The following is a 24,549-nucleotide window of genomic DNA, read 5'->3' on the forward strand; positions in this document are numbered from 1 at the left end:
GGAGTTGTGATGAACGACGCACCCGACATCGTCATCGTTGGTTCAGGAGTGGGAGGCGCATCGGTCGCAGCCGGTTTGGCTGCGACGGGCGCCCGCATCCTGATCCTCGAAGCCGGCGATCACATCGCCGACGATCCCGTGAACAGGGACCAGCGCGCCATCTTTCAGCGCGGCCATTTTCGCCCGAAGGAAACTTGGTACGAGGCGGGCGGCAAGGGCTTCAATCCCGGCAACTACTACAATGTCGGCGGCAACTCGAAATTCTATGGCGCGGTGCTCTCACGCTATCGCCGGGAAGATTTCGAAACCATCCATCACCAGGAGGGTATTTCTCCAGCCTGGCCATTTCCCTACGAGGTTCTCGAACCGTGGTACGGCCGCGCTGAGCGCCTATACAACGTGCGCGGCACGCTCGGAGAGGATCCAACAGAACCGCTCCATTCGCTCCCGTACGAATATCCGCCCGTGCCGGATGAGCCGGCCATTGCCGAGGTGCGAGCCCGGTTGAAGAGGAGGGGTTTGCATCCGTCATCCCTGCCGCTGGGCATCGACCTCGACAAATGGCTGGAAAAGGCGAGGACGCCTTGGGATGCGCATCCAAATTCCCAGGACGGAAAGATGGATGCCGAGACAGCGGCCCTGGCGGTTGCCCTGCGGCACAGAAACGTAAGGCTCGAGACGAACGCTCGGGTGATCAGGCTAGAAGCCGGTCAAAACGGCCGGATAGAGCAGGTCGTTTATCTGAAGGGCGGACGGCCCCTTACAGTCGCGCCCGGGATCGTCATACTCTCGGCCGGCGCAGTCCAGTCGTCGGCTCTTCTGCTCCGGTCGGCCAACGATCGCTACAAGACGGGTCTTGCGAACTCGTCCGATCAGGTCGGCCGCAACTTCATGAACCATAATGCATCGGCCGTCATCGGCATCTCGCCGACGTTCCGCAACGACTCCGTCTACCAGAAGACATTCGCCTTCAACGATTTCTATCTCTCGGACGGACGGGGTGGCCCGCCGCTTGGAAACGTCCAGCTTCTCGGGCGCGTCTCCGGTAAGATCCTCAAGGGTTCCTTGCCCCGCGTTCCCGAATGGCTTCTCAATCTCGTCACGGCGCACGCCATCGATTTTTACGCGATGAGCGAAGACATTCCCAACCCCGAGAGCCGCGTGACGGTCGACGGCGATCGCGTGATCCTGCAATGGCAGCGCACGAACTGGGCAGCACACCTGGCGCTGGTCGCAAAGCTGAAGGACATTCTGAAATCAATCGGCTTCCCGATCGTGCTTGCGAGAGCATTCGACAAGCGCACTCCTTCGCATCAGTGCGGAACCATCCGCATCGGCAACGACCCCGCAGCCGCACCGCTCGATGGTTTCTGCCGCGCATATGACCATCAAAATCTGTTCGTCGTGGACGCGAGCTTCCTGCCTACGTCGGCAGCGGTCAATCCGGCCCTGACGATTGCCAGTCAGGCATTGCGGGTCGCGGACCACATCGCGTCGAAGGACTTAATGCAGACGGGCCTCAACACCGCGGCCGATCCGTCCACCTCTGGAATTCAATAGGATAACGACATGGCTTTCGACTATATCATCACGGGTGCCGGACCAGCGGGATGCGTGCTTGCCAACCGCCTCAGCGAAGATCCGAACGTGAAGGTGTTTTTGCTCGAGGCAGGCGGCGGAGACTGGAACCCCCTGTTCCACATGCCCGCCGGTTTCGCAAAGATGACCAAGGGCGTCGCGAGCTGGGGCTGGCACACGGTGCCGCAGAAGCACATGAAGGGCAGGGTGCTGCGCTACACGCAGGCCAAGGTCATCGGCGGCGGCTCCTCCATCAACGCCCAACTCTATACGCGCGGAAACTCCGCCGACTACGACCTGTGGGCAAGCGAGGACGGATGCGAGGGGTGGGATTACCGCTCCATTCTGCCCTATTTCAAGCGCGCCGAGGACAATCAGCGCTTTGCGGACGACTATCATTCCTATGGCGGTCCGCTTGGCGTCTCGATGCCGGCCGCGCCGCTGCCGATCTGCGACGCCTATATCCGCGCCGGGCAGGAGCTCGGCATTCCGTACAACCATGATTTCAACGGCCGTCAGCAGGCGGGCGTCGGCTTCTATCAGCTGACCCAGCGCGACCGTCGCCGCTCGTCGGCCTCAATGGCATATCTCTCGCCCATCAAGGACCGGAAGAACCTGACGGTGCGCACCGGCGCTCGCGTCTCGCGCATCGTTCTAGAAGGCAAGCGCGCCGTCGGCGTCGAGATCGTCGGTAAGAACGGCGTCGAGATCGTCCGGGCAGATCGCGAAGTCCTGGTAACCTCCGGCGCGATCGGCTCGCCGAAGCTGCTGCAGCAATCCGGGATCGGACCTGGCGACCATCTTCGTTCGGTGGGCGTAAATGTGCAGCATGATCTCCCCGGCGTAGGCGGTAATATGCAAGATCACCTCGACCTCTTCGTCATCGCCGAATGCACCGGCGATCATACCTATGACGGCGTTGCGAAACTCCATCGAACGCTCTGGGCCGGCATTCAATACGTCCTGTTCAAGACCGGGCCGGTCGCGTCATCGCTCTTCGAAACGGGCGGCTTTTGGTATGCCGATCCGAATGCGCGGTCTCCGGACATCCAATTCCATCTGGGCCTCGGATCAGGCATCGAGGCCGGCGTCGAACGGCTGAAAAATGCCGGCGTGACACTGAATTCGGCTTACTTGCATCCGCGGTCCCGTGGAACCGTGCGCCTGTCTTCTGCCGATCCTGCCGCCGCTCCTCTGATCGATCCCAATTACTGGTCCGACCCGCATGACAGGGAAATGTCACTGGAAGGACTGAAGGTCGCGCGCGAAATCATGCAGCAGGCAGCTTTGAAGCCGTTCGTGCTTGCCGAGCGTCTACCGGGGCCGAAGGTCATGACCGACGAGCAGCTTTTCGAATATGGGTGTGCGAACGCCAAGACGGACCATCATCCCGTCGGCACTTGCAAGATGGGCACTGGCCCGGAGGCTGTCGTCGGCCTCGATCTGAAGGTTCACGGTTTGGAGGGGCTGCGCGTCTGCGATTCCTCGGTGATGCCCAGGGTTCCATCATGCAATACGAACGCGCCCACCATCATGGTCGGCGAGAAGGGTGCGGATCTGATCCGTGGCCTGCCGGCATTGCCGGCCGCTGTCTTTACGCAGGAGCGAAACGACACCCGTCCGCGGGCGCGAGCCGATATCCGCTGAGAACATTATTTGCCGATCCGAAGAGGATCGGACCGCAGGGGAGTTATGGAAATGGCCGAAGTGAGAGTAGCAGTGCTGGGTGGCTCCGGCTGGATGGGCAAGGTTCACACCATGGCCTACCAGACCTTTCCGCACTTTCTCGGCGTGTCGGGCGGCACCGCGCGTGTTGTCGCGATCGTCGAGGCAAATCCGAAGGCAGCGGAGGATCTTGCCCGCAGGGCTCCGGGCGCAAAGATTCTCGAGCGATGGGAGCAAGCGGTCAACGACCCAGACGTCGACCTGATCGACATTTGCCTGCCCGACAGCCTGCATTACGAGGTGGCAAAGGCCGCGCTGATCGCCGGCAAGCATGTCTATTGTGAAAAGCCGCTTGCGAATACCGCGATCGAAGCGCGAGAGCTTGCTGATATCGCCAGGGACAAGGGCGTCATCACCAGGGTCGGGCACGCATTCCCGCGCAATCCGGTTCATGATCTCGCCAAGGAGATCATCGAGGCGGGCGAAATCGGCGACATCAAGATGTTCCGCGGCTGCCAGCATGTCGACATGTACGGCGATCCCATGGCTCCTTTCATGTGGCGTGCCGACGGCAAGCTTGCGCCGACGGGTATCGTCGGCGACACGGGCTCGCACATCTTCAGCTTCATGGAATTCCTGGTCGGCCGCGTCAGCTCGCTGATTGCCGACAACCTGATCGTCACGACAAAACGGCCGGTCGTGGAAGGGCTTGCCTATGGCGAGCAGGTCAAGCTGAAGGGCGACGAAAAGTGGGCGGAAATCACCAACCCCGATGCGACGAACCTTCTTTGCCGTTTTGAAAACGGCGCCGCCGGTATTGTCGATTTCAGCCGCGTCGCGACCGGTCGTAAATTCATGCAGACCTATGAAATCTACGGAACCAAGGGCAGCATCGCCTATACTTATGACGAGGTGAACCGGCTTCGTTTCTATACGAATGACGACCGCGCCGGTCGCGCCGGCTTCCGCGAGATCGACGTGGGTCCCGAAAACCTGACATTCAGGGCCTTTCTTCCGCTGCCAAATTTCGCGCTTGGCTACAATGAAAGCAAGATCATCGAGGCTGCGGAAGTCGTCAAATCGATCACGACGAACACGCCGATGTGGCCGACCTTCGAAAGCGGCCATCACATCTGCCAGATCGTCGACGCCTGCATGGAATCCTCACGGCTGAAACGCTGGGTTGATATCCCGCTCGCCTGATCGACCCTTTTCAAGGACCAACGCCAATGACCATCGATGTTCCGCAACACATTCTTGACGCACTGACGGACGTCGACATGCCGAGACTTTCTCCGGAGGCGGCTTCCTCGGAGACTGTCCGGCTCGCGGGCCTCGACGTGCCGGTCTATCGGGCGGGCTGTGTCGTCGTCGGCTCCGGTGCGGCTGGATTGCGGGCCGCCGTCGAGATGAAGCGTCGCCGCGACGATGTGGTCATCATGAGTCAGAGCGCATGGGGAGGGACGTCCGCCTGTTCGGGTTCCGACAAGCAGACGCTCCATACGGCAAACACCGCCGACCAGGGCGACAACTTCAAGGCCATGGCGCGGGCGATCCGCGCTGGCGGCGCCATGGACGAGGACACGGCCTATGTTGAAGCCGTCGGTTCCGCCCGCATGATGGCGTCCCTGCAGTTCCTTGGTCTGCCGCTGCCGCAGGACCCACTGGGCGGAACGCTCAGATATCAGACCGACCATGATGAAGTCGGTCGCGCGACGAGCTGCGGGCCACGCACGTCGCGTTTGATGGTCAAAGTCCTGGCGGAAGAGGCCATTCGCCTCGGCGTCCCCTTCTTCAATCACACCACTGCCGTGAGGATCCTGACGCAGGGTGAGGGCGAGCATCGCCGCGTCGTCGGTGTGCTCGCAATCCGCGCGAGCGACCGCAGCGATGCCAACCAGTTCGGCTTGGCGCTTTTCGCATGCGAAGTGCTGGTGCTTGCTGCCGGCGGACCGGGCGAACTTTATCGCGACAGCGTCTATCCGAATGGCTGCTTCGGATCGCTTGGCCTGGCTCTGGAGGCCGGCGTCGAGCTCGTCAACCTCACGGAAAGCCAGTTCGGCATCGGCACGCGCAGGGAAGGATTTCCGTGGAACTTGTCCGGGACCTATGTGCAGGCGATCCCGCATATCTATTCGGTCGATGCCGACGGCACCGAGCATCACTTCCTGGCGCAGTACTACCGGACGACGCAGGAGATGGCCTCGAACGTCTTCCGCAAGGGCTATCAGTGGCCGTTCCATTCGACGCGAATGCTGGACTTCGGTTCGAGCCTGGTCGATCTTGCGATCTTCCGGGAGAGCGCGGCCGGTCGGCGCGTGTTCATGGACTTCAATCGCAACCCTCTGCCGGTGCCGGGCGACCTGCCGTTCGACCTTAGCCGGCTCGACGACGACGTGAAGCGTTACCTCGGCAATGCCGGCGCGGGGCAGGAGATGCCGATCCAGCGATTGCGGCATATGAACCCGCTCGCGATCGAACTCTATCGCCGCTACAAGGTCGATATCGCTGCGGAGCCGCTCGAATTTGCCGTCAACAACCAGCACATGAACGGCGGCATCATGGTCGACACATGGGGCCGCAGCAGCCTCAGAGGCTGCTATGCGATCGGCGAGGCGGCGGGCACGCATGGGGTGACCCGTCCGGGCGGCGCGGCTCTTAATGCCGGCCAGGTCTTCGGCACGCGGGTCGCCGAACATATCGGCGCGCGCGGACAGGCGCGGACCGCTCCGACCGCTGACATATTGGCTGTCGCAGAGGCAGGTGCCATCGAGATCCTCGCGATCCTGAGACCGGATAGCTTCCTGACCGTCAAGACGATCCGATCACAAGTGCAGTCGCGCATGAGTGACAAGGCCGGCCTGATCTGTGACGCCGATGGCGTCTGCGAAGCGCTTGCCGAGGCGAGGAAGCTCAACGCAGAGATAAAGGAAAAGGGTATCGCCTTCGAACGCGCAGCGGAGGCGGGCAGGGCATTGCAATGGCGACAAACGGCGCTCGCGTCCGAGGCCGTCCTCGGTGCGCTCGACTATTTCATCCGCAACGGCGGCGGCAGCCGCGGCGCTCGGGCGATTTGCGACCCTGATGGCGAACTCGTTCCGATCGCAAATTCAGGTCCTCTTGAAGACTACCGCTTTCGCAAGGAGCGTGGCGTACATCGCGAAGAACAGATCATCGTCAGGTTGGATAGCGGCACCATGGCGATATCGACACGGCCCAATCGAAAATTCGACGAGAGCGCCAAGTCATTTTTCGAACGCGACTGGCCGGCTTGGTTGACGGGCGGCATCTACAACCTTGACGAGAGCTGAAGGCGGGGGCAAGTTTGTATTTGAACCCATAAGGAGCGGCCTGACCGAAGCAGCTTTGCGAATACGGAATATCTAATCGCAACTTTTGATTGCTGTTCTCTCCCGGAGCCTCCTCGGTTTGAGATTCGACTGTTGTCGGCCTGCCAACGGCCGCCCGGCTGATCCAGGCGTTGCCGTTTCGGCAATGAAACGGCCGAAAAACGGCGCTTCTTCAGAACGCTCTTGTTTGCCATAGTTTGCGGAAAGCGCCCTTTAGGGCGCTGCGAGGCGAACATTATGGCTTACGTAATCACCGAACCCTGCATCGATACGAAGGACGGAGCCTGCACGGTCGCCTGCCCGGTCGATTGCATCTATGAGGGCGGCAGGATGTTCTACATTCAGCCGGAGGAATGCATCAATTGCGGGCTCTGTCTTTCCGTTTGTCCGGTCGACGCTATCTTGTGGGATGAGGAAATGCCGGCAGAGCGGCTGTTCCTGCGCGACGTCAATCGCGATTTCTTTGCCGATGAAGTCACCGGATGGGGCGCCCCCGGCGGTTGGGACAAGAGCCGCGTCACCAGCCTCGATCATCCTTTCGTGGCGGCCTATCGCAGCCCGAGTGAAAACAGAATCTAATAGAATGGGAGGAGCCTTCTCGTGACGCAGACCCGGATTGCCGGCGTGATCGCCGCCGTGCCGACGCCTTTCGACAAGCATGGCGACATCGATGCAGACGCTTTCATCGAGCATGCCCGCTGGTGCCTGGGCAATGGCTGCGATTTCCTGAACGTGCTGGGCACGACGGGCGAAGCCAATTCTCTTTCCGCTGCCCAGCGCGCCGCTCTCATGACTACTGCGGCACATGGATTGGACGGCCGCAGGCTGATGGTCGGAACTGGCACGCCGGATCTTGAAACGACGGCGGTACTGACGCGCCGCGCCTTCGATCTCGGTTTTGCGGCCGCACTCGTGCTGCCGCCCTATTACTACAAGCCTGTTGAGGAAGACGGCTTGTTCGCCTGGTTCGCCGAGCTTGTGAGAATGACGGCCGAGACGCCAATTCCGATCTACCTCTACAACTTCCCGCAATTGACCGGCATTGAGTTTTCCCCCGCTTTGTCAGCGCGGCTTTCGCAAGCCTTCCCGGAGCGGATCCATGGGGCGAAGGATAGTTCCGGCAATCTTGCCTATGCGCGTGAGCTTGCCAAGATCGAAGGCTTCGGCGTCTTCCCGAGCAGCGAGGCGGCACTTGCCGATGCCGGTCGCGATGGTTACGCCGGCTGCATCTCCGCGACCGTCAATATCGATCCTCGCTCGTCACAGCAGCTGTGGCGCGATCAGCAAAATACCGGACTGTTGGAACAGGTGCGTGGCCTGCGGCAGGCCATCGCCGCGCATCCCCTTATTCCAGCGGTCAAGCACCTTGTCGATCGCCGCACCGGAAATGCCGTCTGGAACAAGGTACTGCCACCGCAGCTGCCGATCACCGACGAGAAGAGGCTCAAAGCTCTCGATGCATTGCGGATCGCCGCACTGGCTGATGTATGATCTTGCTGTGGCGCGATTTCAGCTGATCCCGGGCCAACTTGCATAGTAGGAGCGGGTTGCCGCGGACAAGGCGCGGACGAGAGGCCTTTGCTTCTCGAGTCTCGGTAGATCGGCTCGCGCCTGTGCCAGTAGTTCGGATACGGCTGCATTGAAATCGACGTTTGTCAATTCTCCGTTGTGCATGATCTCCTTGCCAGCGATCACAAGTCCCTTGGCATGGCGCGCACTCATGCGCGTCAGCAGAACTTCCGCCTCGTCGACATCGTCGAACAGCGCGTCGGCGATCAGTGACCGATAGTTGATGATCGTGAAATCCTCTGCGTCCGCAGCGTTGATCACCTGGCGACCGACTTTGATCGCGGCGTCGAATACATTGCGAGCCGTCAGGCGTCGCGTCAGGTCATGCCCGCCCTGCAGCAGATAGAGGAGCCGCATTTCCCGCCAGAGATCCTGATCGTCGTCCAATCCGGTGCCGTCGAGGCCGATGGCGAAGGCCGGGCGGCCAGGCTTGATCGTGGATGCGATCGGGGCAATGCCCGAGCGCAGACGCAGATTGGCTGAGGGATTGCTGACGAGCTGCACGCCGCGCTCGGCAAGTAGTTCGCATTCGTCGGGACGCAGCTGGACGCCATGGGCAATGGCGAGACGAGGCGACAGGAAGCCAATCCTGTCAAGATAGGGGACGACGCCCTCGGGAAAGCGTCGATCGAGCCATAGGCGCTGGCGCGGGCTTTCGAGCAAGTGCATGTGGATGCGCCGGCCATGGAGCGCCGAAGCCTCGGCAATCGCCTCCAGAAGAGCGTTCGAGCACCATTGCGGCCCGATCGGCCCATACTGTACGTCGATCAACGGGCTGGTATTGGCAGCGGCAACTGCCTCGACGGCTGCGAGCTGCGTGTGGATCGGCGCATAGCTGGGGATAGTGCCGGCAAGCGCATGCCAGTCATCCGGAGATAGAAAAGGCCGCAGCCGTTGCGGTCCACCATCATAGGCCCAGGCATCATGGTCGAGCAGCGGGCAGGAGAGCGCAAGCCGAATGCCGATATTGCGGGCGGCTCGCGTGACCGCGTGAGCCTCGTCGACCAGACGATCGACGTTCAAGGAGTTATGGCAATGCATCGTCGCGCCGACGCCGGTTCTGGCAAGCCGACCGAAGGCGACAAGGGCTTCGAGGTAGGGATCGGTGCGCGGCCGCAGCCTGAGCCCTGGTATCCATACCTCAAGCGCATCGTCGAGGGCGCCGAAATCTAGGGTACGGATGCCATAGCCGTGGTCATGGGCGTTGACGGGCGAGGGCAGAGCGAGATCGCCGGGCTGCAGGCCAAAAGATTGAAGCGCCTGCGGCAGCTCAGCATCGTCGGTGATCCTTTGGGCAGGCGAATGACCTGGATTAAGCAGCAACCGCGGTGTCATGATCGGTTTCCTCTAACGTGAGACCAGCGTGTTGATCTTCCCGGCGAATTTCGACAGCTCCTCGCCCATCGATTGGGCGACGACCTCCGTCGCATGGGTGAGCTGCCGGCGGCGCGAGACGACGATGCCGACTTCGAGATCCTGGAGCTTCGATCCAGCGATCGAAAGAGCGACGGCATCACCGGCCTCCAGCTCGCGCAACAGTCCGAGCGGTGTGAAGAAGGCGACGCCTTCGCCGGCAAGGATCATCGGCTTTAGCATCATCTGATTGTTTGTCGCGACAAGCGTACGCCCGACGCGGTTGAGCGCGCCGAGCTCCACGGCGATCATCGAGCTCATCACTTCGTTGTCGAGCTGCAGCAGCATGTTGAACTGGGCGCATTCCTGCAGCGTTACGGACTTCTGCCTTGCGAGCGGATGGGTCTTGGCAACGATCGCCATCAGCGGCATGCGCACGCCATGGATCAGCTTCATGTCGTGCGGCCGGGCAAGATCGAAGGTGACGCCGATGTCGACGTCGCCTTCCGCCAGAAAGCGGAAGATATTGTTGTAGTTATCGGTGCGGATGCGGAAATCCACCGCCGGATGCTTCTTGTGAAAGCCGGAAACGAACTCCGGCAGGAACTGGATCGCGAGACTGTCCAGGGCTGCGATGTGGACGCGGCCGGTGTTTTTGCCGTGAAGATCGCCGAGATTGGATTTCATGATCTCGTATTCGTGCAGCGTCTCTTTGGCGTGGCGCAGCACGATTTCGCCGGCCGACGTCAGCCGCAGCCCGTCGGAGAAGCGCTCGAACAGCGGCGTGCCAAGCTCGTCTTCCAGTTTCTTGATCTGGCGGCTGACGGCGGAGGTCGCGACATGCAACTCGTCGGACGCCTTGCGGATCGATCCGGAGCGCGCGACCTCGGCAAAATACTTCAGGATGCTGGCATGCATGAATAGCCCTCGGCGATCTTGAAGCTATAGCATGCCTATTTGCCCTGCCAAACCGGCGCCCGCTTCCCGCGGAAAGCCGCCACACCCTCCATGGCATCCTCGCTTTTCAGGGCCTTGATCAAAGCCGGCGTCCGCAGCGCCTGCGCCTCGGCCGGGCTCAGATGCGCCGTGCGATTGACCGTCTGCTTGATCGCCCGCAGCGACAGCGGCGCGCAGGCGACGATCTCGGAGACCCAGCGATCGACGGCAGCGTCTAGTTCGCCGGCCGACACGACTTCGTTGACGATGCCGTAGCTTGCCATTTCCTGTGCGCTGAACTGCCGCCCGGTCAGCATCACGGCCATGGCGCGGTTGAACGGGATCTTACGCTGCAGCAGCACCATGCCGCCATCAAGCGGCATGCGGCCGACACGCGCCTCGGGCAGGCCGAAGCGCGCCGTTTCCACCGCAATGACGATATCGCAGCCGAGCACCATCTCGAAGCCGCCACCAAGCGCATAGCCGTTGACGCGGGCGATGACGGGCACGTCGAGCGAGCGCCGGAAGGCAAGGCCGCCGAAGCCGTTTTCGCGCCCGACCGTCCAGTAGTCGACGCCGGAGCTGCCGCTGCCGCCTTTGAGGTCGGCCCCTGCGCAGAAGGCCTTCTCGCCGGAGCCTGTGAGGACGACGCAGCTGATGTCGTCCCGCCTTTCGATCTCCGTCCAGATCGCCTCAAGTTCCGCTTCGGTTTCGGCGTCGACGGCGTTCATCCGGTCGGGGCGGTCAAGTGTCACGCGGGCGACGCGGCCCTCTACGGTGAAGGAAACGCTCATGCAGCATCCCCCTGAAGCCCGGAAAGCGAGGCCAGAATTTCCTCATTGTGCTGGCCAAGCTGCGGCGGCGCAAACCGCACGCTCACCTGCGCCGCCGACATATCGATCGGCGAGCCGATCAGGCGGATCGGGCCCGCGGCGGTCTCGCCTGCCTCGAGGATCATCTTGTTGATGATGGTCTGCTCGTCCCTCAGCGCCTCCGGCAGCGAACGCACAGGTGCGCAAAGAATATCGACAGCCTCCAGCCGCTCGATCCAATGCGCTGTGCTGTTTTTGGCGAAATTGTCGCGGAAGATCGCCTGCAATTCCGGCCGCCGCGCCATCTGCGCGTCGAAATCCTTGTAGTGCGGATATTGCGACAGGTCCTCGATCTCAAGCGCCTCGCAAATATCGCGCAAGGGGTTCTGCTTGAAGGCACCGACCATGACGATCGCGCCGTCCGTCGTCTCGAAGACGCCCGTCAGCGGAAAGGCGCCCCAGTTCAGATCCTTCTGCCGCATCAGATGCGTCGTGCCTTCCTGCATCTGCATGGCGATCATGGAATTGTAGAGACTGACGGCCACTTGCTGTCCCTCACCCGTCTTGTCTCGTTGCAGGAGTGCGAGAAGGATGCCCTGCACGAGATGCATGCCGGCCGAGTAATCGGCAAGCGGCGTGGCGTAGATGGACGTGGGATGGCTGTTGTCAGATTTGCGGCGCATGACGCCGGAGACGGCCTGGGCCAGCACATCCTGGCCGCCCTTGTGCTGGTAGGGACCGGTCAGTCCGAAGCCGGTGCCGACGGCATAGATGAGGCGGGGATTGATTTTCTTCAGGTCCTCATAACCGAAGCCCATGCGCTCCATCACACCCGGCCGGAAGTTGTTGACGACAACGTCGGCCGTCTCGAGCAGCGCCTGGACGGTCTTGCGGGCGCTGGGTTCTTTTAAATCGAGCGCCAGGCTCTTCTTGTTGCGGTTTAGCGAGCAGAAGACCGGATTGTTGAGCCCGTCCGGATCGGAGCCGAGCGACCAGCGCGAGAGATCGCCGATCTTGACCTTTTCGATCTTGATGACTTCGGCGCCGTAATCCGCCAGAACCTGCGTGCAGCACGGTCCGAGCATCACCTGCGTGAAATCGATCACGCGGATTCCGTCGAGTGGCAAAGTCGTCATTCTGCAGCCTCCAAATATGTCGCGTTTTCCGAGGGGATGTCGCCGGGATCGGCACCCTGGGCCCGCATCTGCTTCTGAATTGCCCGGATATCGGCTTTGCGCACCGTCGTTCCGGCGTTGAGGGCGACGGTTGCAGCCACACCCGCCGCCTCGCCCATCGCCATGCAGGGGGGGATCTCGCGGCTGGATTTCTGCGCCTGCGGTGTTGCCGAATAGTGCCGACCAGCAACGATCAGCTGTTCGATCTCCTTCGGCAGCATGGAGCGATAAGGCGTGTAATAGTCGCGGCCACGGCAGACCGTGTCGGCGAAATGACGGCGGGTCATGACGTCGTCCTTCGTCACGACATAGTCGCCCTGCAGCAGCCGTGTCTGGCGCACGCCGGTCTGCGGGGCGAAATCGACGACATAGGCATTCTCGAAGCCGGGCATCTTTTCGCGTGCAAAATCGAGCAGCTTCGCGATCCGCGAGCGGCCTTCCATCTCCGCCTTGGTCAGATCCTCGACCTTGAGGCCGCTCAGCGTCGGCATGTGCGGGCAGTTCAGCCAGACGACGCCGGGGAGCGGCGTCTTCAGCCACCAGAAGGACCAGCAGCCGCCGATCAGCCGCTTGGCTTCGTGATCGAGCGCCTTGAAGGTTTCCGGCTCCTGCTGTTCGAAGCGCTCCGCCGCCTCCGTATCGACGCCGCCCCAGCGCGACACCGTCGTTAGGATGAAGTTGGAGTCGACATGGGAAGCGCCTGCGCTTGCGGCGACGTCGAGGTCGCCTGTGGTGTCGATGACGACATCGCCGAGGATGGCCTGCATGCCCTCCTTCGTCTGGCAGATCACGCCCTTGATCGCACCACCCTCGACGATTGCCGAGGAGAACCAGCTATGGGTTCTAAGCTTGATCTTTGCTTCGCCGATCATGTCATAGGCGGCGCGCTTGAAGGCGTCGGGATCGAAGGCGGCCGAAAAGCAGATCGGATGCGGCATCGATTGCGTATGGAAGTCGAAGAGGCCCCAGCGTGCCCAGCGCTGCCAGGCCTCCGGCGTGTCGCGAAACTCGATCAGGCGGTCGCGGTCGGTCGGCGTCACGCAGAGATCCCAGCGCTTCATGCGCTCGATCATCTCCATGCAGATGCCGCGCACGGTGATTTCGAGTTCGTTGATCATGTCGTCGAGCACCAGCACCATGCCGCCAGCGGCAAGTCCGCCGACATAGGGATAGCGTTCTACAAGCGTGACACTGGCGCCGTTGCGGGCGGCCGAAACGGCTGCGGCAATCCCTGCCGGGCCCCCGCCGACGACAACCACATCGGAGCGATCGACGACACGGATATCCCGTGCAGGCTGGTGAATAACCTGTTCCATTGGAGTTCCCTCGATTTTTTTAAGGTTTTAGTGCTGTCCGGCCGGCTTCCAGCGGATCATCTTCACTTCGGCAACCGAGACGATGAAGAAGAGGATCACGGCCAGCAGTGCGGCAATGACGACCGTTGCGTAGAGCAGCGGCGAGCGGAAATTATAGGTCGCCTCGATGATGAGCGCGCCGAGCCCGAAGCTGGAGCCGATCCACTCCGCCACGATCGCACCCATGACGCTGCTGGTTGCTGCGATCTTCAAGGCTGCGAACAGGAATGGCAGCGAACTTGGCAGGCGAACCTTCCAGAGGATCTCGGAATTGCTGGCGGAAAGCACCCGCATCAGGTCGAGCATGGCAGGGCTTGCGGAGCGAAGTCCCTGAACCATGTTGACCAGTGTCGGAAAGAAGCAGATCAGCCCGGCAATGATGATCTTCGGGGCGACGCCGTTTCCAAAGATCAGGACGAGGATCGGCGCAAGCGCGATGATCGGGATCGCCTTGACGAAGACGGCGATCGGATAGAAGGCTTTTTCCGCGGTTTTGCTGTGGACGAACCAGATCGCCAGCAGGATGGCGATGAGATTGCCGAACACGAAGCCGAGAACGGCTTCCAGCACCGTCGGCAGGACGTTTCTGGTCAGCGTCGCGGCATTATCGCGAAAGGCATAGAGGACATCGAGAGGGCTCGGCGCCATGAAGGTCGGGATCTTGAAGATCCAGATGACCGCCTGCCACAGAACGATGCAGCCAAGTGCCGCAAGGATTGCCGGCATGTGCGAGGAGAGCACGCCGACGGTTGCGTCGAGGACGGCGACCTTGCGCGGTGCCTTGGCGATGCGGCCAAGATCAGAGTGCACGGCGTTGCTCATATGCATTCCTCCAGCAGCGCACGCAGATGCGCGGTCACCTTGATGAAGTCGACTGTGTCGCGCATCGCAAGTGCGCGGGGATAAGGAAGATCGACCTTCATGAACTCCTTCACGCGGCCGGGATGCGCCTGCAGCATCAGCACATGCTCGCCGAGAAAGACCGCTTCGGGGATGGAGTGGGTGACGAAGACGATGGTCGTGCCCGTCTCGCGCCATATGCGCAGCAGCTCCTCATTGAGCTTGTCGCGGGTGATTTCGTCGAGCGCGCCGAATGGCTCGTCCATCAAAAGGATGCGCGGCTTGGTCACCAGGGCCCGGGCGATGGCGACGCGCTGGCGCATGCCGCCGGACAATTCGTGCGGCAGGGCGTTCTCGCGCCCATTCAGGCCAACAAGAGCGAGCAATTTCATGGGATCGGCATACGAGCTCTTGTCATGACGGCCCACTTCCAGCGGCAGGCAGACATTGTCGAGGACGCTCCGCCAGGGCAAAAGCGTTGCCTCCTGGAAGACGAAGGCAAAGTCGCGGCCTTCTCGGGCCTGGCGCGGCGGGCGTCCGAAGACTGAAACCGAGCCGTCGCTGATATGGACAAGGTCGGCAATACAGCGCAGCAGGGTCGACTTGCCGCAGCCGGACGGTCCGAGCATGGTGACGAACGACCCCTCCGGAATGTCGACGGAGACCTTGGAAAGGGCGGTGAATTCATTGCCCTTGTCGCCGAAGCGAATGTCGAGATCGCGAATGGAAACGGCAAGTCTTGCCGTTTCGCCGACCGGTAGCGGCTGCGGCTGCTTGATGGTGGCGGCGCTCATCATGACGTTCACCCGATCTGCTTGCGGATGTCGGTTGTTGCGTCGAGGATCGCCATGGTGGCGACGTCGTCGACGGTCGGGGTGGTGCCAGCAAACTGCTTGAGATCGGCATAGGCCTTGATCTGGGCGGCCCAATTGTCCTTGTTCATCGCGCCCCAGCCGGTTTGCTTGGTGCTGTCGCCGAAGGAGAAGTCGATGACCGAGTGGACGGCCTCGAGCTCGCTCGCCTTGTCGAGATTGGGATAGGCCTCGACCAACATGCTGACCGCTTCTTCCGGATGGTCGCGGACATAACCCCAGCCCTTAGCGGCAGCCGTGGTGAAGCGCACCAGTACGTCGGAATGTTTGTCGAGCTGTTCGTCGGTCGTGTAGTAGACATTTGCGTAGAGCTGCAGACCGGCATCCCACAGCATCATGTCGACGCGCTCGCCGCCCAATACCTTCAGCGCATTGGTGTTCGTCACCCAGCCGGTGACGGCATCGGCCTGACCGGTGAGCAACTGGTTCATGTCGGAGCCCATATTGACCATCTTCACCTTGTCTTCCGGAATGCCATTTTTGGCCAGCAGCGCGCGCAGCAGGATGAAGGCGGTCGGCTGGGTGGCGATCGTCTTGCCGATCATGTCTTTCGGCTCGCGGATCGGCGCGTTCTTCAGCGAGAAATATGTAAAGGGATGCTTGCGATATCCGGCCAGAAACGCCTTGACGGGCATGCCGGCCGAGCGCGCGAGCATGACGGAGGGACTTGAGGAGATCTGCCCGATGGTGGATTGGCCGGCCGCAACGCCAGCGACGCCGTCGACATTCGGGCCGCCGGGCACGATGGTCAGGTTAATGCCCTGTTCGGCAAAGAAGCCCTTTTTCTGGGCCGCAACCTCGCCGAGCAGGCCGTTGGAAGCGAGCCAGCCGAGCTGCATGCGCACTTCCGCAACATCGGCCGCCTTGCCGGCGCGAATGCCGACGAAAGTCTGCGTGGCGGCAAGACCTCCGACTAAGGCAGCGTTGGACAGGAAGTGGCGGCGATTCATCATGAATTGTGACATTCTGACAGTTCCCCTGTTGATTGGGCGATCGGACTTTTTGTCTCGTTATCCACCAATGATGGGATGATGGGGGAATTTAGCGTTCTAATAAAGAACAATTATGCGCACTACCGATTGCCGAAAAGACAACGCTATCCGAGGTTCGTTCCGGTCGATGCAGGAGGTTTGTCAGCCGACCCCGCATCAAGCGGCGGGCGTTTGCGAGACGTTCCAGCTCGGCGCCATGCTGCATCTCAGCGCCGTTCCTGCCGAACCTCGCCCATGCGGCGGATGCGCATTACCATCAGCTCGCCGAGGACATCATCGTCGGCGGGCCGGTGACGTATGTCGATGGCGCCATTGCCGTGCCTGGCGGTCTCGGCCTCGGTGTAGAACTCAATCGCGACAAGCTCGGCCAATTTCCGATCTCGACAATTCGCTCGGTGGCTACCTTCATGATCGCGATCCGGCACGTCCGGGCTGGCTTTCGACCGTGCCGAACACCTGCTGGGCGGCCCCCAGGGCCGACAGAACCGTGGACTACTGAAACCGCATTTCGATGGGCTTACGTGAGGTTTTTTAGCTCCAGGCACTCAGTGAAAGGACATCTGTACCCTTATCTCTGAGTCTTGAAGCTGGAAACGATGAAACAGAGAGGCATACGGGCTTCCCCGTTTCCGCCGGCGCGCATATGCCTTGCGCAGACGATGATCTCGACCTCTGTCTCCAGACCATCCCTGACGAGTTCAACAGCGAGGTCATCGGTCGCTTCGTCTATCTCGAACCGGAGCTGCCGATCGATCGCCTCAGCATGGCTTTTTTGCCTATCCTGAGCGAGTTCTTAAATCCCTGACCCATCGAGCTGCTGGGCGTCGTCTCCTTCCCACGGTGAGGGCATCGAGGTGCGATTGAGATTGGCCAAGGGCATCGGCATCCAGCACTTCAATTCCGGCTCGGCATATTCGATGATGTGGCCGGGCGAGGAATCAGAGGCGCGCCAGCCTTCTGCACCGAACCGATCGCCGTTCGACCAATATGCGAGATCAACCTCTGCCGGCCCCTGTTCGGAGGGGCGGATCGTGACGAGGATTCGACTGCCGTCTTTCGGCGCACTTGCCATGTGGCGCCAGCGGTCTGGCTCGTCCATTGTTTTTCCTCCTGCCTTGGCCTTGCTGCAAGTTGCAAGTTGCAAGTTGCAAGTGTCGCCTCGTCATCGAAAGCGGTCAACTCAATCTTTGCACGACCCGTTCTCCAGGCTTTGGTGCCCGCAATAATTGGTCTCTTGCAGGGAACCTTCTCCTTAGCTCACACTTTCTGCGGCAACCTAGCCGCAGCCTTGGGTCCAGGGCATTTCGAAAGGGTCGATTTCGCATCCGCTTCACGCCCAGCAACTGAAATTGCGTAAAAACCGGACCGCCGAAACCGCCGGCTCTCCCATCTAGAGCCCCCACACGACCGCTTCCTCGTGGCGCTTGATCAAATGACGAAGGCTCTCGAACCCGGATCGGACGAATCCGGCAAACTGTTCTACCGCAGGGGAAAGCGGCGCATCCGTTCGCGTGAGGATCGCGAGCGCGCGTTCCGGATGCGGAATCGCAATCGGCAAAGCCGTGATCGACTTTTCCTTGCGCTGAGCAAAGACCACGCTATGCGGCATGATCGTTAGCGCATCCGCCGATTTCAGATAGTTGATCACGCTCATCAGCGAGCCGCCCGAATAGCGGATTTTGATTTCGGTCGCGCCGAACGAGAGCAGCAAGGCACGCAGGTCCGCCAGCAGCGGACTTCCCGGTGGCGGCGCAATCCAGGGGTAGTCGAGGAGATGACTCGGCTGTGGCCGGCGCTTCAGAAGCAGCGGGTGCGTTACCCGGCAGGCGACGACGTTGCGCCCGGGGAGGATTTGCTGGAATTCAAGCCCTGAACCCTCATCGAGAATGTCGATGGGGCAGATCGCAAGGTCGATCTGGTCGGCCTTCAACGCCGCGCGCAGGTCAGGGAAATAACCGTAGTTCTGGTCGATGCGCACGTCCGGATGGCTTGCCTGAAACTCGGCGCAGAGGCCGGCGATCAGCGCGTCCATGAAGAACGGCGTGCCGCCGATTCGCACGACGCCGCTCTTGCCCACCCTGAAACTCTCCACCAGATCGGATGCCTTGCGCGAAGCCGCCAGCATGACAAGGCCGTGTTCGGCCAACGACAGGCCGAGCGGCGTCGGCTGCAGCGGGCGGCGGCCCCTGATAAACAGCGGTTCGCCGACGCGTTTTTCCAGCATGGACAGGGTGCGCGAAACGGCTGGTTGCGCCAGTCCCAGCAGGGCGGCACCCTCGGTCACGCCGCCCGTCTTCACGACGGCAGCAAGTTGGATCAGATGACGTTCATCGAATTTCATAACGATCTGTTATACTGATGCACAATAAAATCATCAATCCATCCTCTTTTCGCAGCTAATGTAACTTCAACTGCACAGCGGATTTGGAGGATGAGCATGGCGGGGCATGCCAAGGCGCTCACATTCAGCGAGGCGACGTCGTCGGAGGTCTTCTCCGAGCGGCTTTCCGCAAAGAGCGACGGCAATCTGCCGCGGCTGCTCGCTGCCGTCGTGACCCATGTACATGATCTCATCAAGCAGTTCCGGCCAACCCAGGATGAGTGGCGCCAACTCATCGCATTTCTGACCGAGGTTGGTCACGCCTCGGATGAGAGGCGCCAGGAATGGGTGCTTCTGTCCGATCTCATTGGCGCTTCGGCTTTGGTCGAAGAGATCAATTCCAGGCGCCCGAAGACGGCAACGCCCAATACCATTCGCGGGCCGTTCTTCCGCGGCGACGCGCCAGTGCGGGCCTCCGGCTCCTCAATCTCGCTCGATGGCGTTGGTGAGCCGTTATTGGTTTCCGTACAGGTGCAGGATCTCGATGGTCTGCCGGTTGCCGGCGCCGAGGTCGTCACATGGCAGGCCAATGCCGAGGGCTTCTATGAAAACCAGCAGCCGGATCTGCAGCCGGAACATAATCTGCGCGGACTTTTTCACGCGGATGCCGGCGGACACTTCCATTATCGTTCGGTGATGCCGTCCGGTTATGGCGTGCCGGACGACGGGCCGGTGGGGCGCATGCTTGCCCAAGCAGGTTATCCGCTACGCCGCCCCGCGAACCTGCATTTCGTCATTCGTGCAAAAGGCTTCGAGACGATCACGACGCATATTTACAATGCGAACGACCCGCATCTTGGCGAGGACGCCCTCTTTGGCGTGCGGCCAGAGCTTGTTGCCTGCTTCGAGCCTATCGAGATCGACCGAAGGCGCGGTAAGGCGGTCAATCTTACTTTCATCATGGTGCGGACCAAGCCGGGGAGGGCAGCATGACACAAGATTTTTCCTATGCGGGCAGCCCTGCTCAGATCGTCTTCGGTGCCGGCAGCCGCAACAGGGTGGCGGAATGGATAGCGAGGGCCGGCTGCAAGCGGGCTTTGGTGTTGTCGACGCCGCATCAAAAGGCCGATGCCGAAGCACTGGCCCAGGAGATCGGTCCGCTTGCCTGTGGCGTCTTCACGGATGCCACCATGCACACGCCTGTCGAAGTGACGGAGGCGGCGATGAAGGTGGTGGCGGAGACGGGGGCGGATTGTGTCGTTTCGCTTGGCGGCGGATCGACCACCGGGCTCGGCAAGGCGATCGCCTATCGCACCGATCTTCTTCAGATCGTCATCCCCACGACCTATGCCGGATCGGAGGTGACGCCGATCCTTGGCCAGACCGAAGGCGGTCGCAAGACGACGGTGCGCGATGCCAGGATACTGCCGGAAATCGTCATCTACGATCCCTCGCTGACGCTCGGCCTGCCGGTTGCCATGAGTGTGACGAGCGGCCTTAACGCCATGGCACATGCCGTCGAAGGGCTTTACGCACAAGACCGCAATCCGATTTCGAGCCTGATGGCACTGGAGGGGCTGCGGGCCTTTGCGAGAAGTCTGCCTGTTATCGTGAATGATCCGAAGAACGCGGACGCCCGCTGCGATGCGCTTTATGGCGCCTGGCTCTGCGGTTCGGTGCTCGGCACGGTCGGGATGGCATTGCATCACAAGATCTGCCACACGCTCGGCGGCTCCTTCGATACGCCGCATGCCGAAACACATGCGGTGATGCTGCCGCACACTGCCGCTTTTAACGCGGCAGCCGCGGTATCGCAGCTGGCGGAGGCGGCCGGTATTTTCGGCGGCTCCATCGGCGGTGGGCTCTGGGATTTCGCCAAAGCGGTCGGATCGCCGTTGTCGCTCAAGGAATTCGGGCTGACGGAAGCCGATCTCGATCGCGCTGCCGCGATCGCCGTCGAGAACCCCTACTGGAATCCGCGGCCGATCGACCGGGGTGCGATCCGTCAGCTTCTGCAGGATGCCTGGGAGGGCCGGCGGCCAACAGACTGATATAGCGCCTGCGGGCGCGCTCTTTGGGAGGAGAGACGATGAGGGGAGGAAACATGTTCACGAGACGCGATTTTCTGAAGACGACGGCGGCCGGCGGTGCGCTGCTGGCAACCTCGGGCCTGGCCATGCCGGCGATTGCCAAGAATGCGGCGATCAAGCTCGGCTATGTCAGCCCGCAGACGGGGCCGCTCGCCGCTTTCGGCGAAGCCGACAAGTTCGTCATCGATGCATTTCTGGCAACGACGAAGGCAAAGGGCCTCAACTACGAAGTCGTGGTCAAGGACAGCCAGTCCAACCCGAACCGCGCCGCACAAGTGGCGAAGGAACTGATCGTCGACAGCCAGATCAATCTGATGCTGGTCTCTTCGACGCCGGAAACCACCAATCCGGTTTCCACCACTTGCGAGGGCGAGGAGATGCCCTGCATTTCCACCGTCGCGCCATGGCAGCCCTGGTTCATCGGCCAGCAGGGTAATCCCGGCGATCCCGCCTCGTGGAAGCCCTTTAATTACGCCTATCACTTCTTCTGGGGCCTGGAAGACATCATCGCTGTTTTCACCGGCATGTGGAGCCAGATCGAGACCAACAAGAAGGTTGGCGGCCTGTTCCCGAATGATGGCGACGGTAATGCCTGGGGCGACAAGGTCGTCGGCTTCCCGCCGGTCCTCGAAAAGCTCGGTTACGGGCTGACGGATACCGGCCGCTACCAGAACCTGACGGACGATTTTTCCGCTCAGATCAATGCCTTCAAGCAAGCGGGCACCGATATCCTGACCGGAGTGATGATCCCGCCCGACCTGACGACCTTCTGGAACCAGGCCAAGCAGCAGGGCCTCAAACCGAAGGTCGCCTCGATCGGCAAGGCGCTGCTTTTCCCGCAGACTGTCGAGGCGCTGGGGAATGCCGGGCACAATCTGTCGACCGAGGTCTGGTGGACACCGACACATCCGTTCAAATCGTCGCTGACGGGCGAGACTGCCGCTACGGTCGCGGCTGCCTTCACCAAGGCGACCGGTCGCCCATGGACGCAACCGATCGGCTTTGCCCATGCGCTGTTTGAACTCGCCGTCGATGTCATGAAGCGGACCGAGGATGCGGGCAATGCCGAGGCGGTTGCCAAGGCGATCGGCGAAACGAAGCTCGATACGCTCGTCGGGCCGATTGCCTGGGGCAACGAGAAACTTCCGCCCTTCGCCCGGAAGAATGTCGCCAAGACGCCGCTGGTCGGCGGCCAATGGCGGCTGAAATCGGGCGGCGGTTACGATCTCGTCGTCGTCGAAAACGGGCTGGCGCCCAACGTGCCGCTTGGTGGCAAGCTCGAAGCCCTGGCTTGAGAGGAGGGCTGCCCGGCACGTCGTCGGGCAGTTTCCAACGGAGAACGACAATGCCCATATTGGAACTGAAGGGAGTCTCGAAATCTTTCGGCGCACTCGTCGTCGCCGAGGATATCGGCTTCACCGTCGAGCCCGGCGAGGCACTCGGCGTGATCGGCCCGAACGGCGCCGGCAAATCAACGCTGTTCAATCTCATCAACGGCAATCTCTCCGTTGCCCGCGGATCGATTGAGTTCGACGGCCGCGACGTGACGCATACGCCGCCGATGCAGCGCTGCCTTGCCGGCATGGGCCGGACCTTCCAGATCCCGCAGCCTTTCGAGCGTTTGACCGCCTACGAAAACCTGCTGGTCGCAGGCGCCTTCGGCGCCAAGGCGAGCGAGGGTGACGTTGCCACTCTCTGTGCGGATATCCTTGTCGAAACCGGCCTGATCGCCAAAGCCAATGTACCAGCCGGATCGCTGACCCTGCTCGAACGCAAGCGCCTGGAACTGGCCCGGGCGCTCGCGACCCAACCGAAGCTGCTGCTTCTCGACGAGATCGCCGGCGGGCTGACGGAAGGCGAATGCCGTCAGCTCGTCTCGACCATCAAGCGGGTTCACCAGCGCGGCATTGCGATCATCTGGATCGAGCATGTGCTGCACGCGCTGACGGCAGTGGCAGAGCGCATTCTCGTGCTGAATTTCGGCCGGGTGATCGGCATCGGCAAGCCGGATGCCATCATGGCATCGAGCGAGGTGCGCGAGATCTACCTGGGGATGGAAGTCTGATGGTGAGCCTCATCGAAACCCATGACCTCAAGGCCTCCTACGGCGATTTCCAGGCTGTGCTTGGCGTTGATCTCCATCTGGAGGCCGGCGAGACCATCGCCGTCATCGGGGCGAACGGGGCCGGCAAGTCGACGCTGATGCGTTCCATCGCTGGCGTGATCGCCAATAGTCCGGACATGGTCCTGCATCGCGGCGAGCCGATCGGAGCATTGGCGGCTTCCGATGTGGTGCGCCGCGGCATTGCGCTGGTGCCGGAGGGACGGAAACTGTTCCCGTCGCTGACGGTCGAGGAAAATCTGCAGATCGGCCGCTATGGCCGCCGGATCGCCGGACCTTGGACGCTCGACAGCATCTATTCACTCTTTCCAGTTCTGAAGGAGAGACGCCGCAATCCGGCAACCGCACTTTCCGGCGGACAGCAGCAGATGGTCGCGATCGGCCGCGCGCTGATGTCCAATCCGGAAGTCCTTCTCTGCGACGAGCTGAGCCTCGGCCTCGCGCCTGTCGTCATCAAGGACATCTACGCCGCCTTCACTCATATCCGTGCCGCTGGCGCGGCCATCGTCATCGTCGAGCAGGATATCGCCCAGGCGCTGAAGGTCGCCGACCGTGTCTATTGCATGATGGAGGGTCGCATCACCTTGACCGGGCGTCCGGCCGAGCTCGATCGCGCAGAGATCCATGCGGCCTATTTCGGAGCGGACACCCATGAACTGGCTTGATACGCTTCTGCAAGGTGTTCTGCTCGGCGGGCTTTACGCCCTATTTGCGGCGGGCCTGAGCCTCGTTTTCGGCATCATGCGCCTCGTCAATCTCGCTCACGGCGATCTTATCGTGCTGGCGGCGTTCCTGATCCTGGTGCTTGTCTCCTTGCTCGGGCTCGATCCCTTCCTGGCTGCGCTGATCGCCGCACCTTTGATGTTCGCCGTCGGTTGGCTGCTGCAATATCATCTGCTCAACCGAACCCTCGGCAAGGACATCCTGCCGCCGCTGCTCGTCACGTTCGGTCTGTCGATCGTGATCCAGAACGGTCTTCTGGAAGGCTTCACCGCCGACAGCCGGCGTATCTCTGCAGGTGCTTTGGAGACGGCCTCGCTGCAATTTGGCGGCGTCAGTGCCGGCTTGATGCCGCTCCTCACCTTTGCTTCAGCCGTTCTTGTCGTCGTCGGGCTCAACCAGCTCATCTATCGTACCGAGCTCGGTCGCGCCTTCCGGGCGACTTCGGATGATGTTGTCACGGCGAGCCTGATGGGCATCCGGCCCAATTCCATTTTCGCCATCGCGACCGGGCTTGCGATGATGATCGTAACTGTCGCGGCGCTCTATCTCGGCATGCGCGCGAATTTCGATCCGACGGCCGGGCCGGCGCGGCTGATCTACGCGTTCGAAGCCGTCATCATCGGCGGCCTGGGCTCGCTGTGGGGCACGCTTGCCGGCGGCGTCATCCTGGGGATTGCTCAGACGGTCGGGGCGGCGATCAATCCCGAATGGCAGATCCTTGCCGGGCATATCGCCTTCCTGCTCGTGCTGCTCTTCCGGCCGCGCGGCCTTTTCCCTCGGGCAGTGGATTGAGGCGG

At 61.6% G+C, this 24,549-nt stretch carries 24 protein-coding genes; 14 read left to right on the forward strand and 10 right to left on the reverse strand.

Going from position 1 to position 24,549, the window contains the following annotated elements:
• The first annotated feature begins 9 nt into the window (after positions 1–9).
• The 6 genes from RHSP_RS27105 (at position 10) to RHSP_RS27130 (ending at position 8,084) form a co-directional block, all read left to right on the forward strand.
• On the forward strand, positions 10–1,560 hold the full coding sequence (locus RHSP_RS27105; RefSeq protein WP_004126338.1) for an FAD-dependent oxidoreductase: 1,551 nt from the start codon (positions 10–12) through the stop codon (positions 1,558–1,560).
• 9 nt (positions 1,561–1,569) lie between these two features.
• A complete protein-coding gene (locus RHSP_RS27110; RefSeq protein WP_004126341.1) occupies positions 1,570–3,225 on the forward strand; it encodes a GMC family oxidoreductase in 1,656 nt (551 codons plus the stop codon).
• A gap of 51 nt (positions 3,226–3,276) precedes the next feature.
• Positions 3,277–4,446, forward strand: a complete 1,170-nt coding sequence (locus RHSP_RS27115) for a Gfo/Idh/MocA family protein (protein WP_037154780.1) — start codon at positions 3,277–3,279, stop codon at positions 4,444–4,446.
• A 26-nt stretch (positions 4,447–4,472) separates the two neighbouring features.
• Entirely contained in the window at positions 4,473–6,554 is a 2,082-nt protein-coding gene (locus RHSP_RS27120; protein ID WP_004126346.1) for an FAD-dependent oxidoreductase, read from the forward strand.
• 276 nt (positions 6,555–6,830) lie between these two features.
• Entirely contained in the window at positions 6,831–7,172 is a 342-nt protein-coding gene (fdxA, locus tag RHSP_RS27125; protein WP_004126348.1) for a ferredoxin, read from the forward strand.
• Between the two features lie 21 nt (positions 7,173–7,193).
• On the forward strand, positions 7,194–8,084 hold the full coding sequence (locus tag RHSP_RS27130; RefSeq protein WP_004126350.1) for a dihydrodipicolinate synthase family protein: 891 nt from the start codon (positions 7,194–7,196) through the stop codon (positions 8,082–8,084).
• 18 nt (positions 8,085–8,102) lie between these two features.
• Here RHSP_RS27130 and RHSP_RS27135 read toward each other — a convergent pair whose 3' ends face one another.
• Genes RHSP_RS27135 through RHSP_RS27170 form a run of 8 tightly spaced genes read right to left on the reverse strand, consistent with a single transcriptional unit; the run spans position 8,103 to position 16,470 of the window.
• Positions 8,103–9,497, reverse strand: coding sequence for an amidohydrolase family protein (locus RHSP_RS27135; RefSeq protein WP_004126353.1), 1,395 nt, complete (start codon positions 9,495–9,497; stop codon positions 8,103–8,105).
• Between the two features lie 12 nt (positions 9,498–9,509).
• Positions 9,510–10,433 (reverse strand): LysR family transcriptional regulator, encoded by a 924-nt coding sequence (locus tag RHSP_RS27140; protein WP_004126355.1) that lies wholly within the window; start codon positions 10,431–10,433, stop codon positions 9,510–9,512.
• A gap of 35 nt (positions 10,434–10,468) precedes the next feature.
• Positions 10,469–11,245, reverse strand: coding sequence for an enoyl-CoA hydratase-related protein (locus RHSP_RS27145; RefSeq protein ID WP_004126357.1), 777 nt, complete (start codon positions 11,243–11,245; stop codon positions 10,469–10,471).
• Positions 11,242–12,399: a CaiB/BaiF CoA transferase family protein gene (locus tag RHSP_RS27150; RefSeq protein WP_004126359.1), complete on the reverse strand. Its 1,158-nt coding sequence runs from the start codon at positions 12,397–12,399 to the stop codon at positions 11,242–11,244. Before RHSP_RS27150 ends, RHSP_RS27145 begins: the two co-directional genes overlap by 4 nt.
• A complete protein-coding gene (locus RHSP_RS27155; RefSeq protein WP_004126362.1) occupies positions 12,396–13,754 on the reverse strand; it encodes an FAD-dependent oxidoreductase in 1,359 nt (452 codons plus the stop codon). The genes RHSP_RS27150 and RHSP_RS27155 overlap by 4 nt, the downstream gene beginning before the upstream one ends.
• 27 nt (positions 13,755–13,781) lie before the next feature.
• The gene (locus RHSP_RS27160; RefSeq protein WP_004126365.1) at positions 13,782–14,615 is read right to left on the reverse strand and encodes an ABC transporter permease; all 834 of its coding nucleotides are present in this window, start codon (positions 14,613–14,615) and stop codon (positions 13,782–13,784) included.
• Positions 14,612–15,430, reverse strand: coding sequence for an ABC transporter ATP-binding protein (locus RHSP_RS27165; RefSeq protein ID WP_004126368.1), 819 nt, complete (start codon positions 15,428–15,430; stop codon positions 14,612–14,614). The genes RHSP_RS27160 and RHSP_RS27165 overlap by 4 nt, the downstream gene beginning before the upstream one ends.
• 5 nt (positions 15,431–15,435) lie before the next feature.
• The gene (locus RHSP_RS27170; RefSeq protein ID WP_004126371.1) at positions 15,436–16,470 is read right to left on the reverse strand and encodes an ABC transporter substrate-binding protein; all 1,035 of its coding nucleotides are present in this window, start codon (positions 16,468–16,470) and stop codon (positions 15,436–15,438) included.
• Positions 16,471–16,715: 245 nt separating this feature from the next.
• On the opposite strand from RHSP_RS27170, the gene RHSP_RS36180 reads away from it, so the two are divergent.
• Positions 16,716–17,075, forward strand: coding sequence for a hypothetical protein (locus RHSP_RS36180; protein ID WP_338059941.1), 360 nt, complete (start codon positions 16,716–16,718; stop codon positions 17,073–17,075).
• Between the two features lie 65 nt (positions 17,076–17,140).
• Positions 17,141–17,302: a hypothetical protein gene (locus RHSP_RS34915; RefSeq protein ID WP_157385447.1), complete on the forward strand. Its 162-nt coding sequence runs from the start codon at positions 17,141–17,143 to the stop codon at positions 17,300–17,302.
• On the opposite strand, the gene RHSP_RS27175 is transcribed toward RHSP_RS34915, so the two are convergent.
• Both RHSP_RS27175 and RHSP_RS27180 read right to left on the reverse strand, forming a co-directional pair.
• Complete coding sequence (locus tag RHSP_RS27175; RefSeq protein WP_004126373.1) at positions 17,291–17,596, reverse strand: hypothetical protein; 306 nt, start codon at positions 17,594–17,596, stop codon at positions 17,291–17,293. The genes RHSP_RS34915 and RHSP_RS27175 overlap by 12 nt on opposite strands.
• A gap of 291 nt (positions 17,597–17,887) precedes the next feature.
• Complete coding sequence (locus RHSP_RS27180; RefSeq protein ID WP_004126375.1) at positions 17,888–18,838, reverse strand: LysR family transcriptional regulator; 951 nt, start codon at positions 18,836–18,838, stop codon at positions 17,888–17,890.
• A 96-nt stretch (positions 18,839–18,934) separates the two neighbouring features.
• Here RHSP_RS27180 and RHSP_RS27185 point away from each other — a divergent pair, with 96 nt between their 5' ends.
• Genes RHSP_RS27185 through RHSP_RS27210 form a run of 6 tightly spaced genes read left to right on the forward strand, consistent with a single transcriptional unit; the run spans position 18,935 to position 24,544 of the window.
• A complete protein-coding gene (locus tag RHSP_RS27185; RefSeq protein ID WP_037154785.1) occupies positions 18,935–19,810 on the forward strand; it encodes a dioxygenase family protein in 876 nt (291 codons plus the stop codon).
• Entirely contained in the window at positions 19,807–20,868 is a 1,062-nt protein-coding gene (locus tag RHSP_RS27190) for a maleylacetate reductase (RefSeq protein ID WP_004126380.1), read from the forward strand. The genes RHSP_RS27185 and RHSP_RS27190 overlap by 4 nt, the downstream gene beginning before the upstream one ends.
• 53 nt (positions 20,869–20,921) lie before the next feature.
• Positions 20,922–22,202 carry an ABC transporter substrate-binding protein gene (locus RHSP_RS27195; RefSeq protein WP_037154788.1) on the forward strand — a complete coding sequence of 427 codons (1,281 nt, stop codon included), beginning with the start codon at positions 20,922–20,924 and terminating at the stop codon, positions 22,200–22,202.
• Between the two features lie 50 nt (positions 22,203–22,252).
• Entirely contained in the window at positions 22,253–22,972 is a 720-nt protein-coding gene (locus RHSP_RS27200; protein ID WP_037154792.1) for an ABC transporter ATP-binding protein, read from the forward strand.
• Positions 22,972–23,694: an ABC transporter ATP-binding protein gene (locus tag RHSP_RS27205; protein ID WP_200863298.1), complete on the forward strand. Its 723-nt coding sequence runs from the start codon at positions 22,972–22,974 to the stop codon at positions 23,692–23,694. The genes RHSP_RS27200 and RHSP_RS27205 overlap by 1 nt, the downstream gene beginning before the upstream one ends.
• Complete coding sequence (locus RHSP_RS27210) at positions 23,681–24,544, forward strand: branched-chain amino acid ABC transporter permease (protein ID WP_037154795.1); 864 nt, start codon at positions 23,681–23,683, stop codon at positions 24,542–24,544. The genes RHSP_RS27205 and RHSP_RS27210 overlap by 14 nt, the downstream gene beginning before the upstream one ends.
• The last annotated feature ends 5 nt before the right edge of the window (positions 24,545–24,549 follow it).

The organism is Rhizobium freirei PRF 81 (assembly GCF_000359745.1).
Lineage (GTDB): Bacteria > Pseudomonadota > Alphaproteobacteria > Rhizobiales > Rhizobiaceae > Rhizobium > Rhizobium freirei.

Excerpts from the sequence above, each read along its gene's own strand:
- RHSP_RS27105 (WP_004126338.1), top strand. The coding sequence starts at position 10 with ATGAACGACGCACCCGACATCGTCATCGTTGGTTCAGGAGTGGGAGGC.
- RHSP_RS27140 (WP_004126355.1), bottom strand. The coding sequence starts at position 10,433 with ATGCATGCCAGCATCCTGAAGTATTTTGCCGAGGTCGCGCGCTCCGGA.
- RHSP_RS27150 (WP_004126359.1), bottom strand. The coding sequence starts at position 12,399 with ATGACGACTTTGCCACTCGACGGAATCCGCGTGATCGATTTCACGCAG.
- RHSP_RS27155 (WP_004126362.1), bottom strand. The coding sequence starts at position 13,754 with ATGGAACAGGTTATTCACCAGCCTGCACGGGATATCCGTGTCGTCGAT.
- RHSP_RS27190 (WP_004126380.1), top strand. The coding sequence starts at position 19,807 with ATGACACAAGATTTTTCCTATGCGGGCAGCCCTGCTCAGATCGTCTTC.
- RHSP_RS27195 (WP_037154788.1), top strand. The coding sequence starts at position 20,922 with ATGTTCACGAGACGCGATTTTCTGAAGACGACGGCGGCCGGCGGTGCG.
- RHSP_RS27145 (WP_004126357.1), bottom strand. The coding sequence starts at position 11,245 with ATGAGCGTTTCCTTCACCGTAGAGGGCCGCGTCGCCCGCGTGACACTT.
- fdxA (WP_004126348.1), top strand. The coding sequence starts at position 6,831 with ATGGCTTACGTAATCACCGAACCCTGCATCGATACGAAGGACGGAGCC.
- RHSP_RS27165 (WP_004126368.1), bottom strand. The coding sequence starts at position 15,430 with ATGATGAGCGCCGCCACCATCAAGCAGCCGCAGCCGCTACCGGTCGGC.
- RHSP_RS27120 (WP_004126346.1), top strand. The coding sequence starts at position 4,473 with ATGACCATCGATGTTCCGCAACACATTCTTGACGCACTGACGGACGTC.
- RHSP_RS27185 (WP_037154785.1), top strand. The coding sequence starts at position 18,935 with ATGGCGGGGCATGCCAAGGCGCTCACATTCAGCGAGGCGACGTCGTCG.
- RHSP_RS27210 (WP_037154795.1), top strand. The coding sequence starts at position 23,681 with ATGAACTGGCTTGATACGCTTCTGCAAGGTGTTCTGCTCGGCGGGCTT.
- RHSP_RS27115 (WP_037154780.1), top strand. The coding sequence starts at position 3,277 with ATGGCCGAAGTGAGAGTAGCAGTGCTGGGTGGCTCCGGCTGGATGGGC.
- RHSP_RS27170 (WP_004126371.1), bottom strand. The coding sequence starts at position 16,470 with ATGTCACAATTCATGATGAATCGCCGCCACTTCCTGTCCAACGCTGCC.
- RHSP_RS34915 (WP_157385447.1), top strand. The coding sequence starts at position 17,141 with ATGCCTTGCGCAGACGATGATCTCGACCTCTGTCTCCAGACCATCCCT.
- RHSP_RS27180 (WP_004126375.1), bottom strand. The coding sequence starts at position 18,838 with ATGAAATTCGATGAACGTCATCTGATCCAACTTGCTGCCGTCGTGAAG.
- RHSP_RS27175 (WP_004126373.1), bottom strand. The coding sequence starts at position 17,596 with ATGGACGAGCCAGACCGCTGGCGCCACATGGCAAGTGCGCCGAAAGAC.
- RHSP_RS27205 (WP_200863298.1), top strand. The coding sequence starts at position 22,972 with ATGGTGAGCCTCATCGAAACCCATGACCTCAAGGCCTCCTACGGCGAT.
- RHSP_RS27135 (WP_004126353.1), bottom strand. The coding sequence starts at position 9,497 with ATGACACCGCGGTTGCTGCTTAATCCAGGTCATTCGCCTGCCCAAAGG.
- RHSP_RS27110 (WP_004126341.1), top strand. The coding sequence starts at position 1,570 with ATGGCTTTCGACTATATCATCACGGGTGCCGGACCAGCGGGATGCGTG.
- RHSP_RS27160 (WP_004126365.1), bottom strand. The coding sequence starts at position 14,615 with ATGAGCAACGCCGTGCACTCTGATCTTGGCCGCATCGCCAAGGCACCG.
- RHSP_RS27200 (WP_037154792.1), top strand. The coding sequence starts at position 22,253 with ATGCCCATATTGGAACTGAAGGGAGTCTCGAAATCTTTCGGCGCACTC.